16 protein-coding genes are annotated in these 17204 nt (G+C 62.7%); 13 read left to right on the plus strand and 3 right to left on the minus strand.

What is annotated here, in order from left to right; translation table 11 throughout:
• Position 1 precedes the first annotated feature (1 nt).
• A complete protein-coding gene (gene uraH, locus NKH29_RS05565) occupies positions 2–376 on the minus strand; it encodes a hydroxyisourate hydrolase (protein ID WP_023676223.1) in 375 nt (124 codons plus the stop codon).
• A gap of 173 nt (positions 377–549) precedes the next feature.
• On the opposite strand from uraH, the gene puuE reads away from it, so the two are divergent.
• The 10 genes from puuE (at position 550) to NKH29_RS05615 (ending at position 12146) form a co-directional block, all read left to right on the plus strand.
• Complete coding sequence (gene puuE, locus NKH29_RS05570; protein ID WP_023718080.1) at positions 550–1983, plus strand: allantoinase PuuE; 1434 nt, start codon at positions 550–552, stop codon at positions 1981–1983.
• A 63-nt stretch (positions 1984–2046) separates the two neighbouring features.
• Complete coding sequence (locus NKH29_RS05575; RefSeq protein WP_023718081.1) at positions 2047–2895, plus strand: bifunctional allantoicase/(S)-ureidoglycine aminohydrolase; 849 nt, start codon at positions 2047–2049, stop codon at positions 2893–2895.
• Positions 2892–3395: an ureidoglycolate lyase gene (locus NKH29_RS05580; RefSeq protein ID WP_023718082.1), complete on the plus strand. Its 504-nt coding sequence runs from the start codon at positions 2892–2894 to the stop codon at positions 3393–3395. Before NKH29_RS05575 ends, NKH29_RS05580 begins: the two co-directional genes overlap by 4 nt.
• A complete protein-coding gene (locus NKH29_RS05585) occupies positions 3395–3988 on the plus strand; it encodes a nucleoside deaminase (RefSeq protein ID WP_023718083.1) in 594 nt (197 codons plus the stop codon). The genes NKH29_RS05580 and NKH29_RS05585 overlap by 1 nt, the downstream gene beginning before the upstream one ends.
• Before the next feature lie 85 nt (positions 3989–4073).
• Positions 4074–6056, plus strand: a complete 1983-nt coding sequence (locus tag NKH29_RS05590; RefSeq protein WP_352999177.1) for a CocE/NonD family hydrolase — start codon at positions 4074–4076, stop codon at positions 6054–6056.
• 155 nt (positions 6057–6211) lie between these two features.
• Positions 6212–7798 carry an ABC transporter substrate-binding protein gene (locus tag NKH29_RS05595; RefSeq protein ID WP_352484366.1) on the plus strand — a complete coding sequence of 529 codons (1587 nt, stop codon included), beginning with the start codon at positions 6212–6214 and terminating at the stop codon, positions 7796–7798.
• Between the two features lie 16 nt (positions 7799–7814).
• Entirely contained in the window at positions 7815–8774 is a 960-nt protein-coding gene (locus NKH29_RS05600; protein ID WP_023718086.1) for an ABC transporter permease, read from the plus strand.
• Between the two features lie 11 nt (positions 8775–8785).
• Positions 8786–9613, plus strand: coding sequence for an ABC transporter permease (locus tag NKH29_RS05605; RefSeq protein WP_023718087.1), 828 nt, complete (start codon positions 8786–8788; stop codon positions 9611–9613).
• On the plus strand, positions 9613–11298 hold the full coding sequence (locus NKH29_RS05610; protein WP_023718088.1) for an ABC transporter ATP-binding protein: 1686 nt from the start codon (positions 9613–9615) through the stop codon (positions 11296–11298). Before NKH29_RS05605 ends, NKH29_RS05610 begins: the two co-directional genes overlap by 1 nt.
• An 8-nt stretch (positions 11299–11306) precedes the next feature.
• Positions 11307–12146: an alkaline phosphatase family protein gene (locus tag NKH29_RS05615; RefSeq protein WP_352999179.1), complete on the plus strand. Its 840-nt coding sequence runs from the start codon at positions 11307–11309 to the stop codon at positions 12144–12146.
• 81 nt (positions 12147–12227) lie between these two features.
• On the opposite strand, the gene NKH29_RS05620 is transcribed toward NKH29_RS05615, so the two are convergent.
• A complete protein-coding gene (locus NKH29_RS05620) occupies positions 12228–13232 on the minus strand; it encodes a zinc-dependent alcohol dehydrogenase family protein (RefSeq protein WP_352547952.1) in 1005 nt (334 codons plus the stop codon).
• Between the two features lie 602 nt (positions 13233–13834).
• The gene (locus tag NKH29_RS05625; protein WP_031193706.1) at positions 13835–14251 is read right to left on the minus strand and encodes an NUDIX hydrolase; all 417 of its coding nucleotides are present in this window, start codon (positions 14249–14251) and stop codon (positions 13835–13837) included.
• Positions 14252–14443: 192 nt separating this feature from the next.
• Here NKH29_RS05625 and NKH29_RS05630 point away from each other — a divergent pair, with 192 nt between their 5' ends.
• From NKH29_RS05630 to NKH29_RS05640, 3 genes are read left to right on the plus strand one after another with little or no spacing between them, the layout of a single operon-like run.
• The gene (locus NKH29_RS05630) at positions 14444–15007 is read left to right on the plus strand and encodes a sigma-70 family RNA polymerase sigma factor (RefSeq protein WP_352999181.1); all 564 of its coding nucleotides are present in this window, start codon (positions 14444–14446) and stop codon (positions 15005–15007) included.
• Positions 15004–15672, plus strand: a complete 669-nt coding sequence (locus NKH29_RS05635) for an anti-sigma factor (protein ID WP_352484363.1) — start codon at positions 15004–15006, stop codon at positions 15670–15672. Before NKH29_RS05630 ends, NKH29_RS05635 begins: the two co-directional genes overlap by 4 nt.
• The gene (locus NKH29_RS05640) at positions 15662–17119 is read left to right on the plus strand and encodes a S8 family serine peptidase (protein WP_023718346.1); all 1458 of its coding nucleotides are present in this window, start codon (positions 15662–15664) and stop codon (positions 17117–17119) included. Before NKH29_RS05635 ends, NKH29_RS05640 begins: the two co-directional genes overlap by 11 nt.
• Positions 17120–17204: the final 85 nt, after the last annotated feature.

A 17204-nucleotide genomic window follows, 5' to 3' on the forward strand; every position in this document is an offset into this window, starting at 1 on the left:
CTCAGCTTCCCCGGTAGGTCGAATAGCCGTACGGCGACAGAAGCAGCGGCACATGATAGTGCATCGGCTCGGCCATACCGAAGCGGATGGGCACATGGTCGAGGAAGGCCGGTTCCGGCAGTTTTGTCCCCTGCCGGCGCAGATAATCGCCGGCCGCAAAGACCAATTCGTATTCGCCGGTACGGAACTCCGCGCCGGCAAGCAACGGAGCATCGCAACGGCCGTCATCATTGGTGACGACCGTTTTCAGATGCGTCCGGGCCTGGCCGTCAAGATGATAGAGCTCAATCGACAGACCGGCCGCCGGTTTGCCGGCCGCGGTGTCGAGGACATGGGTCGTCAGGCGCCCGCCTTCGGCTTTCGACGTTTCCGCCACTGGCTGCTCCATTCCCTGCACAGTCGAACACTATTCATGAATTGTGCGCCAATTAAAGGCGATGCATAAGTCCCGGTCGAGCGGAGCGCGACAAAAACACTTTCAAAAATTTCGGGGGAATGCGCAGGCACTCCTTTCGACTATCCTGATCACAATTTCCGGCAGGAGCGAGAATGCGTTACGAACGAGACATGCGCGGCTACGGAGCCAATCCGCCGGATCCAAAATGGCCCGGCGGGGCGCATGTCGCGGTCCAGTTCGTCGTCAATTACGAAGAGGGCGGCGAGAATTGCGTCCTGCACGGCGACAAGGCCTCGGAGGCTTTCCTGTCGGAGATCGTCGGCGCCGCGCCCTGGCCCGGCCAGCGCCACTGGAACATGGAATCGATCTACGAATACGGCGCCCGCGCCGGCTTCTGGCGATTGCTGCGCCTGTTCAGCGCGGCACAGGTGCCGGTCACCTGCTACGGCGTCGCCACGGCCCTGGCGCGCTCGCCCGACCAGGTCGCAGCGATGCAGGAGGCCGGCTGGGAGATCGCCTCGCACGGGCTGAAATGGATCGACTACCGCGACCACGCGCCAGAAGACGAGCGCCGCGACATGGAAGCGGCGATACGGCTGCATTATGAGGTGACAGGCGCGCGGCCGACCGGCTGGTACACCGGCCGCACGTCGATCAACACGGTGCGTCTGGCGGCGGAAGAAGGCGGCTTCGACTATGTGTCGGACACCTATGACGACGAACTGCCCTACTGGTTCGAGCATGTGACACCGAACGGGTCGGCGAAGCCGCAGCTGGTCATCCCCTATACGCTCGACGCCAACGACATGCGCTTTGCCACGCCGCAGGGCTTCAACTCCGGCGACCAGTTCTTTGCCTATCTCAGGGATAGTTTCGACACGCTCTATGCCGAGGGCAAGGCAGGGCGGCCGCGCATGATGAATATCGGCCTGCACTGCCGCCTGGTTGGGCGGCCGGGCCGGGTCGCGGCACTGAAGCGCTTCATCGACTACGTCAAATCACACGACAAGGTCTGGCTGGCACGGCGCATCGACATTGCAAAACATTGGCAGGAGACGCATCCGTTCCGGTTGCCGGCATTGCGCCCGTCGAAAATGGAATTCGAGGCCTTCGTCCACGCATTCGGCGGCGTCTTCGAACATTCGCCGTGGATTGCCGAGCGCGCCTACGAGTTGGAACTCGGCCCGGCGCATGACAGTGCCGGCGGCCTGCACAACGCGCTCTGCCGCGTCTTTCGCGCGGCCAGCGAGGCCGAGCGGCTTTCCGTGCTCAATGCCCACCCCGACCTTGCCGGAAAACTGGCGCAGGCCAAGCGGCTAACCGCGGAATCCTCCAGGGAACAGGCTTCGGCCGGGCTAGACGCGCTGACCGACAACGAGCGCGAGCTGTTCGCAAAGCTCAATGCCGCCTACGTCACCGGTTTCGGTTTCCCGTTCATCATTGCGGTGAAGGGCAAGACCAAGGAGGACATCCTGGCCGAGTTCGAAACGCGTATCGGCAACAGCCGCGATGTCGAATTCGAAACCGCCTGCAGACAGGTCGAGCGCATCGCGCTGCTTCGTCTCAAGGACATGCTTCCACAATAGGCTTTGGCTGCCGCGATGGGCCCTGGCTTCCGCAACAGGCTTGAATTTATGGATATGATGAAAATGGCCGAGCGAACCTATTATGCGCCGCAGGGCGGACATCCCGGCCAGAGTGAATTGCTGACCGGACGCGCCGTGTTCACACAGGCCTATGCCGTAATCCCCAAAGGCGTGATGCAGGACATCGTCACCAGCGCCTTGCCGTTCTGGGATGGGACACGGGTCTGGGTGCTGTCGCGGCCGCTGTCGGGTTTTGCCGAGACGTTTTCGCAATACATCGTCGAGCTCGCGCCCGGCGGCGGCAGCGACCGGCCAGAACCGGATGATGATGCCGAGGGCGCGATATTCGTGGTTGAAGGCGAGCTGAGCGTGTCGCTAGCCGGAAAGAAGCATGTGCTCAGGCCGGGCGGGTTCGCGTTTCTGCCGCCAGCGAGCGGGTGGACGGTGCGCAACGAAAGCGGCGCTGCCGTCCGCTTCCACTGGATCCGAAAGGCTTACGATGCGGTCGACGGCATCGAGCTGCCGCAAGCGTTCTTCGCCAACGAACAGGATATCGTACCGACGCCGATGCCAGGTACCGAAGGCCGCTGGGCAACAACGCGCTTCGTCGATCCTGAAGACATCCGCCACGACATGCATGTCACCATCGTGACGCTCGAGCCGGGCGCGGTCATTCCCTTCGCCGAGACGCATGTCATGGAGCACGGGCTTTATGTGCTGGAGGGCAAGGCGGTCTACCGTCTCAACCAGGACTGGGTCGAAGTCGAGGCCGGCGACTATATGTGGCTGCGCGCCTTCTGCCCGCAGGCTTGTTATGCCGGCGGGCCAGGCAAATTCCGCTACCTCCTCTACAAGGACGTGAACCGCCACGCCAAGCTCGGCGGTGTGGGCATCGAGGGTCGCGCGCGGTGATCCGCATCGTCGCGCGGCCGCTGACCCGCGAGAATTTCGCCGAATTCGGCGACGTCATCGATATGGGCGGCGACAACCATTATCCGATCAATGGCGGCAAGGCCGAGCGCTATCACGATCTCGCCACCGCTGAAGCACGAGGGCCGAATGCGCACGTGCTGATCTCGATGGTACGTGGCACGCCCTATGAGCTGCCGTTGAAGCTTACCATGGTCGAGCGCCATCCGTTTGGCAGCCAGGCCTTCATTCCGCTGTCACCACGGCCGTTCCTGGTCATCGTCTGCCATGACGGCGAGGAAGGCCCGGGCGAGCCGCATGCGTTCATCACCGCGCCCGGGCAAGGCGTCAACTATCCGCGCAATTTGTGGCACGGCGTGCTGACGCCGATCGGCGAGCCCCAGGACTTCCTGGTCGTCGACCGGGGCGGCGACGGCTCCAACCTCGAAGAGTGCCACTTCTCGCACGCTTATGAGATTCATCTTCCCGATGGGAGCCGGTGATGGCTGACATTTCGCTGATCGACCGCCTGCTCGACGTCATAGAGCACGACATCGTGCCGAAGACGGCGAAGGGTGTCGCGCATGGCAACAAGTTGTTCGGCGCGGCGATCCTGCGCAAGGACGACAGCTCGCTGGTGCTTGCCGAAACCAACAATGAGACGGAAAACCCGCTGTGGCACGGCGAGGTGCATTGCCTGAAGCGCTTCTACGAAATGCCGAAGGCCGAGCGCGTCGACACCGCGGATGCCATCTTTCTCGCCACGCACGAACCTTGCTCGCTCTGCCTGTCGGCGATCACCTGGACCGGCTTCGACAATTTCTACTATCTGTTCAGCCACGAGGATTCGCGCGACAGTTTCGCTATCCCGCACGATTTGAAGATCCTGAAAGAGGTCTTCACCCTCGATCCCGGCGGCTACAATGCCGAGAATGCCTATTGGAAGAGCTTTTCGATCCGCAGACTGGTACGATCGCTGTCGGGGCCTGAGCGCGAGCGGCTGGAGGCGCGGATCAGCGCCATCTCTGCAATCTACGACGAACTGTCCGGCGCTTACCAGGCGAGCAAGGCCGAAAACGACATCCCGTTGAATTGACGCGGATTGACCAGCCGAATTCGTTGGCTGGCCCACGACGACATCCTGCGGACTCCATCATCTGGCGCTCCTGGAGTCTGCCGGCATGAAAATCGTCACTGAATTCCCACGAAAGATCGTCGAATTTCCGGATATGGGGATCGTCATGCCGGACGGCTGCCGGCTGTCGGCGCGGGTGTGGATGCCGGCCGATGCCGCCGACGATCCGGTGCCGGCAATCCTCGAACATCTGCCCTATCGCAAGCGCGACGGCACGATCTATCGTGATCAGCTGACGCATCCCTATTTCGCAGGCCACGGCTACGCCTCGATCCGCATCGACATGCGCGGCAACGGCGATTCCGAAGGGCTGATGGACGATGAATATTCCGAGCAGGAATTGCAGGACGCTTGCGACGTCATAGCCTGGGCGGCGGCGCAGCCCTGGTGCAACGGCAATGTCGGCATGATGGGCATTTCGTGGGGCGGCTTCAACTGCCTGCAGGTAGCAGCCAAGCAGCCGGCGGCGCTGAAGGCGGTTATCAGTCTCTGTTCGACAGTCGACCGCTACGCCGACGACATCCACTACAAGGGCGGCTGCCTGCTGATCGAGAATTTCGGCTGGGCTTCGACCATGCTGTCCTATTCGTCGCGGCCGCCGGATCCGTTGCTGGCCGGCGACAACAGATGGCGCGAGCTGTGGCTGACCCGGCTGGAGAACCAGCCCTTCCTGGCGCCGCTGTGGTTGAAGCACCAGCATCGCGACGCCTATTGGAAGCGCGGCTCGATCTGCGAGGACTATTCCGCCATTCATGCCGCGGTGCTGTCGATCGGCGGCTGGCATGACGGTTATCGCAATACGATTTCCCATCTCGCCGCCAATATCGAGGCGCCGGTCAAGGGCATCGTCGGCCCGTGGATCCACAAATACCCGCATTACGCCGCGCCCGAACCGCGCATCGGCTTCCTGCAGGAGGCGTTGCGCTGGTGGGACCGCTGGCTGAAGGACCTCGACACCGGCGTAGAGGCCGACCCGGCCTACCGCGCCTATGTGATGGACAGCGTGCGTCCGGCGCGCTGGCATCCCGAGCGGCCGGGCCGCTGGGTCGCTGAAACGGAATGGCCGTCACCCAACATCAAGACGCAAGAGGTTGAGCTTATCGCTGAAGGCAACCACGCTATCGTCACTTCGCCGCAAAGCTGCGGCCTTGCCGGTGGCGAATATTTCCCCTTCACCTTTGGACCGGAACTGCCGGGTGACCAGCGCCCCGACGATGCGCTGTCGGTGTGTTTCGGCCAGCCGGTGCTGAACGAAGCGATCGACATCGTCGGTGCTCCCGAAGTTGCGGTCAGGGGCTCGGCGGACCGGCGCCAGGCGAACATCGCGGTTCGGCTGTGCGACGTCCATCCGGACGGAGCGTCGGAGCTGATCTCCTACGGCGTGCTCAACCTGACGCATCGCAACTCGCACGAATTTCCCGAAGCGCTGGTGCCCGGCGAAATCGTCAACGCCCGGGTGGTGCTCGACCAATGCGCCTATCGCGTGCCGGCCGGTCACCGCTTGCGTGTGGCCATTTCCAACAGCTATTGGCCGATGATCTGGCCGTCGCCGGAGCCGGTCCGGCTGGAATTGTCGGCCGCGACATTGATGCTGCCGCTGCGCCCGCCGGCGACAGGCGACGAGGTCACCTTCCCCGCCCCCGAAGGCGCCACGCCCTGGGCAACCGAAACGGTCCGCGCCGCCAATTCCGAGCGTCATGTCGATCGCGACGAAAAGACCGGAATGATCACGCTTTCCATCGTCGACGATTTCGGTGAGGTGCGCGACCTGGAACACAGCCTTGCCAATGGCAGCATCGCGAGAGAGACGTGGGCGATCCATCCTGACGATCCGCTGTCAGCCTTGGGCAAGACGCATTGGACCCAGACGCTGTCGCGAAATGAATGGTCGGTGCGCACCGAAACCTTCGCCGAAATGCGCTCCGACGCGCAAAGCTTCATGGTTAGCGCCAGAATTGAAGCCTATGAAGGCGAGAAACTGGTCTTCGAGCGCGACTTCGAGGAGAATATCCCGCGGGTACTGCTTTGAGCACTTATAGCGATTGGTCCAATTGCGACGCACGATTTACGCCACGGCATGTCGCATTCGGTCTTGCTTACCCCTTTCCCTTACGGTCATTATTCTCCCGATTGAAATGAGAAAAAACGACCATAAGGTCGGACCAACAGAGTGAGGAACTCAACATGTCGAACGAACTGGAATATCTGAGCCGGCGCGTTGCGTCCGGCAAGCTGAGCCGTCGCGATTTTCTCGGCCGGGCGGCAGCGCTCGGCGTCACCGCAACCTTCGCCAATTCGCTGCTTTCCAGCGCTTCCCGCGCGGCGGGTCCGGTCAAGGGCGGCACGCTCAAGGCCGGCCTCGTCGGTGGCGAATCCACCAACAGCCTCGATCCGGCGCTGTTCATGACGCAGGTGCCGTTCGCCTTCGGCAAGATGTGGGGCGAACTGATCGTCGAGCTGTCTCCCGAAGGCAAGCTCGAGAACCGCATTGCCGAGGAGATCGGCTCGTCGGACGACGCCAAGACCTGGACGCTGAAGATCCGCGACGGCGTCGAGTTCCACAACGGCAAGAAAGTGACTGCAGAGGACGTGGCCGCCACCCTCGAACGCCATTCGGACGAGAAGTCGAAATCCGGCGCGCTCGGCTATATGAAAGGCATCGAGAGCATCAAGGCCAGCGGCAAGGAAGTGGTGTTGACGCTGAAGGAGCCGAATGCCGATCTTCCCTATCTGCTTAGCGACTATCACCTGATCATCCAGCCGAACGGCGGCAAGGACAAGGCCGATGCCGGCATCTCGGCGGGTCCTTACAAGGTCACCACCAACGAGCCCGGCGTGCGCCATGGCGGCGAGCGCTTCGCCAACTACTGGCAGGGCGACAAGATGGGCCATGCCGACCAGATCGAGATCATCGTCATCAACGACGCCACGGCGCGTACGGCGGCCCTGCAGGGCGGCCAGGTCCACATGATCAACCGCGTCGAGCCGAAGATCGTTGACCTGATCAAGCGTGTGCCCGGCGTCACCATCCGCAACCATTCGGGACCCGGCCACTACGTCTTCATCATGCACTGCAACACCGCGCCGTTCGACAACAACGATTTGCGCATGGCGCTGAAGCTGGCGATCGACCGCGAGGAGATGCTGAACAAGGTGCTGCGTGGCTATGGCTCGCTCGGCAACGACTTCCCGATCAATGCATCGTACCCGCTATTCACCGAGATCGAGCAGCGCAAATACGATCCCGACAAGGCCAAGTTCCACTACAAGAAGTCGGGCCATGACGGTGCCGTCCTGCTCCGGACGTCGGACGTCGCCTTCCCCGGTGCCGTCGATGCCGCACAGCTGTTCCAGCAAAGCGCGGCCAAGGCCGGCATCAAGCTGGAGATCAAGCGCGAACCGGGCGACGGCTACTGGTCGGAAGTCTGGAACAAGCAGCCCTTCTGCGCCTCCTACTGGGGCGGCCGGTCGACGCAGGACCAGATGTACTCGACTGCCTATCTGTCGACGGCCGACTGGAACGACACACGGTTCAAGCGTCCGGATTTCGACAAGATGGTGCTGGCGGCTCGCGCCGAGCTCGACGAGGCCAAGCGCAAGGCAATGTACCACGACATGGCTGTGATGGTGCGCGACGAGGGCGGCCTGATCCTGCCGATGTTCAATCAGTTCATCGACGCGACGGGCGCCAAAGTTACCGGCTGGGTGGATGATCCGCATCAGGAGTTGATGAACGGATATGCTCTCGCGAAGTGCTGGCTCGAAGCCTGAGCCCGGCCTTGCGGATATGTCCTCACCCATCGTGAAACTGGTGGCCCAGCGCATTGCGCTGGGCATCATCCTTCTATTGGCCGTTTCGGTCCTGATCTTCGCCGGCACCCAGATCCTGCCCGGCGATGTTGCGCAAGCCATTCTCGGGCAGTCGGCGACACCGGAGTCGCTCGCCAATCTGCGCGAACAGCTCGGGCTCAACGATCCGGCTTACATCCGTTATTTTCGCTGGCTCGGCGGCATTCTGACCGGTGATCTCGGCACGGCTATGTCGAGCGGTCAGGATATCGCAACCTCTATCAAGGGAAGGCTGTGGAACACACTGTTCCTCGCCTTCTGGGCGGCGGTCGTCGCGGTGCCGCTGGCGATCATCCTCGGGCTGATCGCGGTGCGCTACCGCAATGGCTGGGTCGACAAGCTGATCTCGGGACTGGCGCTGGCCTCGACGTCCTTCCCGGAATTCTTCGTCGGCTATGTGCTCGTCTTTTTCTTCGCGGTGCAACATCAATGGTTTCCCGCCATTTCCACCGTCTATGACGGAATGCCGTTCGGCGAGCGCATCCAGGCCATAGCACTGCCGGCGGCGGCGCTGACCTTGGTGGTGCTCGCCCATATGATGCGCATGACGCGCGCCGCGATCCTCAATGTCATGCAGTCGGCCTATGTCGAAACCGCCGAACTAAAGGGGCTTTCCGCCTTCGCGGTCATCCGCAGGCATGCCTTCCCCAATGCTATTGCGCCGATCATCAACGTCGTAATGCTCAACCTGGCCTATCTCATAGTCGGCGTCGTCGTTGTCGAGGTGATCTTCGTCTATCCGGGTATGGGCCAATATCTCGTCGACCACGTCACCAAGCGTGACGTGCCTGTGGTGCAGGCGGTCGGGCTGATCTTCGCCGCCGTCTACATCAGCCTGAACATCATCGCGGACATAGCGGCAATCGTCGCCAATCCGCGCCTTAGACATCCGAAATGAAGGGGTCGGGTATGCTCGTCATCAAACGCATCCCCATCCCGGCATTGATCGGCATCGTGCTGACGGCGCTGTTCGTTCTGGCGGCGATTTTTGCGCCGTGGATCGCGCCGCATGGCAATGCCGAGATCGTCAGCGACGTCCCTTGGGAACCGATGTCGGCGGCGCATTGGCTGGGCACCGACAATCTGGGCCGCGATCTGTTGTCGCGCATGATCTATGGCGCCCGCATCACCCTGTTCATCGCGGTGCTGGCGACCGCGCTATCGTTCTCGCTCGGCGCCATACTCGGCTTCTCGGCGGCGGTTTTCGGCGGCTGGTTCGACACGCTTCTGTCGCGTCTCGTCGATCTCCTGATGTCGATCCCGACGCTGATCATGGCCCTTGTCGTGCTTTCGGTGCTGCCATCCAATCTGGTGACGCTGATCCTGGTCATGGGCGTTCTGGATTCGACCCGCGTCTACCGCCTGTCGAGGGCGGTCGCCGTCGACATCAACGTCATGGATTACGTCGAGGCGGCCAAATTGCGCGGCGAAGGCAGCGGCTGGATCATCTTCCGCGAAATCCTGCCCAATGCGCTGTCGCCGCTGGTTTCGGAACTCGGCCTGCGCTTCATCTATGCCGTGCTGTTCCTGTCGACGCTGTCCTTCCTTGGGCTTGGCGTACAGCCGCCGGACGCCGATTGGGGCGGTATGGTCAAGGAAAACAAGGATGGTATCGTCTTCGGCATAGGCGCCGCCCTCATTCCGGCGGCGGCGATCGCAGCGCTGGCGATTTCCGTCAATCTCGTCGCCGACTGGGTGCTCAACCGCACGACAAGCCTGAAGGGAGGACGCGGGTAATGGCTGACAAGCAACCGAAGCCCGGGCAACCGAAGCCCGGGCAACCGAGGTCCGGCGTGCTGCTCGACATCCGCAATCTGCGCATCGAGGCCACGGTATATCCGCCGGGCGAGGCGCCGAAGAACATCGTGCTGGTGCACGATGTCTCGCTGACGCTCGAAAAGGGCAAGGTGCTCGGATTGATCGGCGAGTCCGGCGCCGGCAAATCGACCATCGGCCTGTCGTCGATGGGCTACGGCCGCGGCGGCGTGCGCATCACCGGCGGTGAGGTCATCCTCAATGGCCGCGACATCCTGAAGGGCGGCAACGAAGGGTTCCGCAAATTGCGCGGCCGCGAGGTCTGCTATGTCGCGCAATCGGCGGCAGCTGCCTTCAACCCGGCGCACAGGCTGATGGACCAGGTGGTCGAGGCAGCACTGCTGCACGGCACGGCGACGCGGGCCGAAGCCGAAAAGCGCGCCGTGGCGCTGTTCAAGAAGCTCAGCCTGCCGAACCCCGAAAGCATCGGCGAGCGCTTCCCCCACCAGGTGTCGGGCGGTCAGCTGCAGCGCGTGATGACGGCAATGGCGCTGTGCTCGGAGCCCGACCTGATCGTCTTCGACGAGCCGACCACGGCGCTCGACGTGACGACGCAGATCGACGTCTTGGCGGCGATCAAGGATGCCATCCGCGACACGCATGTCGCGGCGCTCTACATCACCCACGATCTTGCCGTCGTCGCCCAGGTATCGGACGAGATCATGGTGCTGCGCCACGGCCGGCTGGTCGAATGGGGCGGCACGCGCCAGATCATCAAGGAGCCGCGCCAGGAATACACCAACGCGCTGGTTTCAGTGCATGAGATCGAACATCAGGAGCAGAAGCCCGGCACGAGCCCGTTCCTGTCGGTCAAGAACATCACCGCCGCCTATGGCCGCAGCCACATCAAGGTGTTGAAGAACGTCTCGGTCGATATTTTCCCGGGCCAGACGCTGGCGGTGGTCGGCGAGTCCGGCTCCGGCAAATCGACGCTGGCGCGCGCCATCACCGGCCTCTTGCCGCCCGAACAAGGCACCGTCACCTTCGACGGGCGGCCGCTCGCCAACCGGCTTGCCGACCGGCCGAAAGAGGATCTGCGCCAATTGCAGATGATCTACCAGATGGCCGATGTGGCGATGAACCCGCGCCAGACGGTCGGCACCATCATCGGCCGGCCGCTGGAATTCTATTTTGGGATGCGCGGGCGCGAGCGCGACAAACGCGTCGCCGAACTGCTCGACAAGATTGAAATGGGCAAAGGCTATATCGACCGCTATCCGGCCGAGCTTTCGGGCGGCCAGAAGCAGCGCGTCTGCATCGCCCGCTCGCTCGCCGCCAAGCCGAAGCTGATCATCTGCGACGAGGTGACCTCGGCGCTCGACCCGCTGGTCGCCCATGGCATACTGGAGCTGCTGCTCGGGCTGCAGAAAGAGGAAAACGTCGCCTATCTGTTCATCACCCACGACCTGGCCACGGTCAAGTCGATCGCCGATTCAATCGCGGTGATGTATCGCGGCGAGGTGGTGCGCTACGGCGCCAAGAGCACCGTGCTGACGCCACCCTTCGATGCCTACACCGATCTTTTGCTGTCGTCGGTGCCCGAAATGGAGATCGGCTGGCTGGAAAAGGCGATCAAGGGACGGCGCATGGCCAGCGCGGGAAATTAGACACTCCCGTGGCGCTCAAGACAAAACTTTTGGTCATCATCCTCGACGGCGTGCCTTACCGGAACTGGCGGCGGCTGATGGGCAATCTCGAAGGCTGGGTGCAATCAGGCGAAGCCCGCGTATGGAAAATGCGCTCCGTCCTGCCGTCGACCTCGGCATCCTGCTACGCCTCGATCCACACCGGCGTGCCGCCCCAAGTGCACGGTATCCTGTCGAACGAGAACCGGTTTCGCGTCGAACAGCCTGATATTTTTTCCGAAGTCAGCAGGGCCGGCGGCAAGACGGGTGCGGTCACCCATTCCTACTGGTCCGAATTCTTCCGGGCCTATCCGTTCGACCTGGTCGAGGACATGGAGTTCGACGAGCCGGGCGGGCCGATCGGCCACGGCCGGTTCCACACCATGACCGGCTATAATGCCAGGAACCAGATGACGCCGAGCGACGTCGACCTGTTCGCTACCTTGACCATGCTGACCAGGCGCTACGGCATCGACTACGGCATCCTGCACAGCTGCACGCTGGACTCGATGGGCCACCGCTTCGGCCATGACTGCCATGAGATGGATCATGCCGTCTATGCAATAGACGCCATGCTCGCCGGCTTCCTGCCGCGCTGGCGGGAGGCCGGCTACGAGGTGATCGTCACCGCCGATCATGGCCAGACCGATCGCGGCCATCATGGCGGCCACGACGAGGAGATGCAGGATTTCGCACTTTACTACTTCGGATCCGGCGAGGGTCCGGAAGCCAAGACGCTGCTCGATCAGCTGCAGCTCGCGCCAACGGTGCTTGCGCGCCTCGGCGTGCCGGTGCCGGCGACGATGAAGGCAAAGCCATTTCTCGACTGATTGGTGCCTGGCCTGCTTTGCTTGCGGAGAACATAAAGCCGGTCGAAATGCGCGACGCCAAATGGAGGCCAGATACAGGAGTCAAAGTTCGAGACAGACCTTGCCAAAATGCTTTTGGGACTCGTAGTGCTTGAAGGCATTGGCGATCTCCTGCAGGGGAAAACCGCGGTCGATCGCAGGCTTCAAACGGTTGGCCTCTATGGCACGGATCATGTCGTTCTGGTCTGCCCTGCTGCCAATCGAGATTCCGCTGATCCTGATCTGATTGGAAAACAGGGCCGGGATCGAAACTTGCCCGGCAAAACCAGTCAAGACACCGATCAGTGCGATGTGGCCGCCCATCCTGCAAGCTGTTATCGACTGCGCCAATGTGCCGGGCCCGCCAACCTCGATCACATGATCGACGCCGCGTCCGTCCGTCAATACCCTTGCCTTCTGGCCCCAATCCGGCACCGCCTTGTAATTGACGACAATGTCGGCTCCAAATCGCTTTAACTTTTCCAGCTTCTCCTCCGATGAGGAGGTGGCAATAACCCGAGCGCCTGCAATTTTTGCGAATTGCAGCGCGAACAGCGATACACTTCCCGTGCCAAGGACCAGCACCGTATCACCAGGCTTCACCTGGCCGCACACCATCAGGGCTTTCCAGGCGGTGACGCCGGCACAAGTAAGCGTTGCCGCCTCCACATGCGTGAAGTCTGCCGGTGCCCTTGTGAAGGCATGCCAGGGCATGCACACATACTCGCGGGCATAGCCGTCAACATCATCTCCCAATTCGCCCTTCTTATTGGCTGGCGTCGGTTCGCCTGCCAGCCAATGGGGCCAATAGGTGCTGACGACGGCATCTCCGACCTTGAATTCTTGGACATCGTCTGAGACCGCAACCACCTCTCCGGCGCCATCGGACAGCGGGATACGGCCATCGGCGCACGGTTTCTTTCCCAGCGCCACCATACTGTCGTGGAAATTCAACGAACACGCTCGTATCCTGACAAGCAACTCACCCGGCCCTGGTTCTGGGCAATCTTCCTCGACCAGCTTGAGATTTTCCAAGCCTCCCGGCGCTTTCAGCCTAATCAATCTCATGGAAAGCTCCTTCCGACCGCGCAAGGCTTCATGCGCCCCACCACTCGCGTGGACGCTTGACCGCGGCGAACACCGCCATGGGCGACTGATCCACGAGAATCGCGGCCGCAAAGCTGTTGTTGGTCATAACATTTCGTTTCTTCAGGCTGGATTGCCATTTGCGATCGGGACCTTAGTCGCCCGGCAGCGGACTGTTGAGTTACAAAACTGTCGGGAATCCCTGCACGGCGATGGCGTCCAATTACGCCTCGCCCGAGGCTGAACGACTGCACCTTACCCGATGGTTATGAGCCGCCTTGTGGCCGCCGTCATTGCGAGCCTGACGGCCGAGACAGTATCGCTAAAAAGGGGGAGAACGGTACACTCTGGCAACCTCTCCGCTCTTCGGTTAGCCTCCGCAAATATCCGGCGGAGGCGGTGAACCCTTTTTGGGCCGATCAGCGACAGATGCCCGAAGTGGAGATCGGCGGGCTGGAGAAGGCGAATCAAGGGACGGCGGATGGCAAGCGCGGGAAATTGAGCACCTAGGGATTCCCTCGCGTCACGGGAAATGCCGAGGATCGGTGCGCGGATCACGTGCGAGAACGGGTACTTTCGGGAGGTCACGTCGCGGCGAGCTTTGCGAGCCGGCGATAATCGCAATCCACCAGATTGGGGAGGCGCTGAAGTTCCTCGACATCAAACCACCGGATCTCGGTGTGTTCCTCGCAAATGTTGCTTGGATCCCCGCCTTCCCAGCCGATGACCTTGAAAACGTGGTGCAACGCCTTCCCATAGAGCTCGGGATGGCGCTCTCCAATGCACCGCATCCAACCGAAATCTGTTGGCGTCACTCCAATTTCTTCCTGAATCTCGCGAACGAGTGCCTCTTCCAGCGTCTCTCCGGCTTCAACGCGGCCGCCGATCGTGTCCCAATGCCCAGGCCACGCGCTCTTCCAGGCAGCGCGAAGACCCATCAAGACCTTCCGGTCGTGGTTCACCAGCAATGCACCGACCGTAACTGTGGGATTCCTGATCATTTGCGGAGCGTATTCGCTGCAGCGATGTTTGCAAAGGCGGCGTCTTCCCTCCCCCGCAGGGAGAAGGAGAAAGCGCACCTCTGGCAACCTCTCCGCTCTTCGGTTAGCCTCCGCAAATATCCGGCGGAGGCGGTGAACCTTTTTGGGCCGATCAGCGACAGAGCAGGCAGGAGCCAGGCGGCTCGACCGGCGATGACAGCCGCGGAGACCGATCGCGCGCTCGTCGAGCGGGTCGCGAAGGGCGACCGTGCAGCCGTGCGGCTCCTGTTCATGCGCCACCACGCGCGGGTCTACCGCTTCGTGGCACGCCAGACGGGATCGGAACTGATGGCCGACGATATCGCGAACGAGGTGTTCCTCGAGCTCTGGCGGCAGGCGCCGGCCTTCGAGGGGCGCTCGGAGGTCTCGACATGGCTGCTCGGCATTGCCCGCTTCAAGGCGCTGTCCCTGCTACGCAGGAAGAAGGAAGACTGGATCGACGACGATGACGCGGCCCAGGTCGCCGACGGTGCCGACACGCCGGAAGTCGTGACGATGAAGGAAGACAAGGCCGCTGCCTTGCGACGCTTCATCGATGCCATGCGGGAAGAGCATCGCACGGTGATCGACCTTGCCTATTATCACGGGCAATCGGTGAGCGAGATCGGCGAGGTGCTCGGTATTCCGGTCGCCACGGTCAAGACCAGGATGTTCTACGCCCGCAAGAAACTCGGCGAAGCTCTCAAGGCCGCCGGTTACGACAGGGGGTGGCCATGAGCGCCGCTGAAAAAATGTCACGCCGCGACGAAATGGAAATGCTGCTGCCGTTTTATCTGAACGGCTCGCTGGAAGGCGCCGAGCTGGAAGCCATCGAGGAATGGCTGGAGAGCGATCCGGCGGCGATGGCCGCGCTTGGCGAGGCCGAGGCCGAATTCTCCGGCACTGCTGCCGCAAACGAGGCAATCCGCCCGCCGGCCGATGCGCTCAGCCGCTTTGCCAAGGCGCTCGACGCCGAGGCCGGCCCGGCCCGCGCGCCGGCGGCGTCGCCCTGGCTGGCGCAGGCCTGGAGCCGCTTCATGGCGGTGCCGGCCGGCGTCGCCTGGGCCGCGGCCGCGGTGCTGCTGGCCCTGGTCGTCGCGCAATCCTTTGTCCAGACCGGCAGCAGAGGTGGCGACTTCAAGATTGCCGGATCGGCAGACGATCTGGCCAAAATGCCGTTTGCACTGGTGAAGTTCAAACCGGATGCGAAGCTGTCCGATATCGTCGCTTTTCTCGACCAGAACCAGTTGAAGATCGCCGGCGGGCCGACCGCCGACGGTGTCTTCCGCCTCGGCGTTCCGGCCAAGACCGCCGCCGACTATCAGAAGCTGCTTGGCCTTATTGCCGCCCAGCCTTTCACCGAAGCTGCCCTGGAGGGAAGGAAACCGGCTGATGGCGGCTAAGGCGGTCATTCGATTGACGGCGGCGATGACAATCTTCGCCACGTCCGCGATGGCGCAGACCAACGACCCGAACCTCACCCAGGCGGAGATCGACTGCCTGAACCGGGCAAGTGCCGCCGGCACCGACTGCGCCAAGGACGGCGACGACGGGAAGGATAGCGGCGGCAAAACGCCGGCTAAGGCTTCAACGGTGAGTGCCGTGTTTCTTCCCGCGCTGATCGTCGACTTGTTCCCCAATCCTACCCTAGTCACCGAGGCGCCGATACCTCCCGGCAATACCGCGGCCCCGCCGACCGCTCCGCCTTCGGGCCTGCCGGCAATACCGGCGGCCGCGCCGGGCGGTCCGATCGTAGCACCCACCGATCTTGTCGCAACCGAGCCGCCGCGCGCCGTGATCGGCGATTTCGTGCCCGACGAGGTGCTGGTCACGGTCAATGGCGATGCCGGCGCGGTCCAGCAGATCGCCGCCTCGTTCGGCCTCGAAATACGCTCGCAGCGGCAGTCGCGGCTGCTCGGCAACACGCTGGTGCGCTTCGGCATTCCCGATGGCCGCCCAGTCGGCGTCGTGCTGGCGCAGCTTGCCGCCGACGGCCGCACTTTGCGGCGTGAGGCCAACCACGTCTATTCGCTGCAGCAGGCGGCCAGCATCGTCAATTATGCGTTCGAGCGCATCGCGCTCGACGCCAAGGAAGCCAGCGGCGAGAATGTCCGCGTCGGCGTCATCGACACCGGCATCGACGACAGCAATCCCGCGCTCTCCGGTGTCATCGCCGAGCAGTTCGATGCCATGCCCGACGTGCCGATCAAGGCACGCGACCACGGTACTTCGGTCGATGGACTGATCGCCGGCACCGGCGCGTTCAAAGGCATGGCGCCGGGCGCCAGGATCTATCACGCCCGCGCCTTCGAGGGCGGCAAGTCGACCATGGACGTCATCCTTTCGGCGCTCGACTGGGCGGCGGAGCAGGATGTCCGTATCATCAATATGAGCTTCGTCGGCCCGAAGAACGACCTGCTCGGCATCGCCTGCCGCAATGCGCGCGCGCTCGGCATCGTGCTGGTCGCCGCCGCCGGCAATAACGGGCCGAAGGCGCCCTATGGTTATCCGGCCGCCTTCGACGGCGTGATCGCGGTGACGGCCACCGATGCCAAGGACGGGCTGATGCCGCAGGCCAATCGCGGCGCCTACGTCTTCATCTCCGCTCCCGGCGTCGAGATGGTGGCGCCAAGCGGCGCCGGCTCGGATGTGGTGACCGGGACGTCCTTTGCAGCGGCGATCGTGACCGGCGCGGTCGCCAACCTGTTGCATGCCGCGCCCGACCGTTCGGCCGACTGGGTCGAGAAAGCACTGGCCGCCACGGCAAAGGATCTCGGCCCCAAGGGGCGGGACAATGATTTCGGCTTTGGGCTGCTGGACACCAAGGCGGCCGAGGCGGCCAAGGACTAAGTCTCGTGTTTGAACCGAGCCGTCTCATAACGCTGTCGCGAAACTTGTCTCACGCCGTGCTATAATGACCAAGCCAACCTGCACT

It is taken from the genome of Mesorhizobium sp. M1295 (genome assembly GCF_040318135.1).
GTDB lineage: Bacteria > Pseudomonadota > Alphaproteobacteria > Rhizobiales > Rhizobiaceae > Mesorhizobium.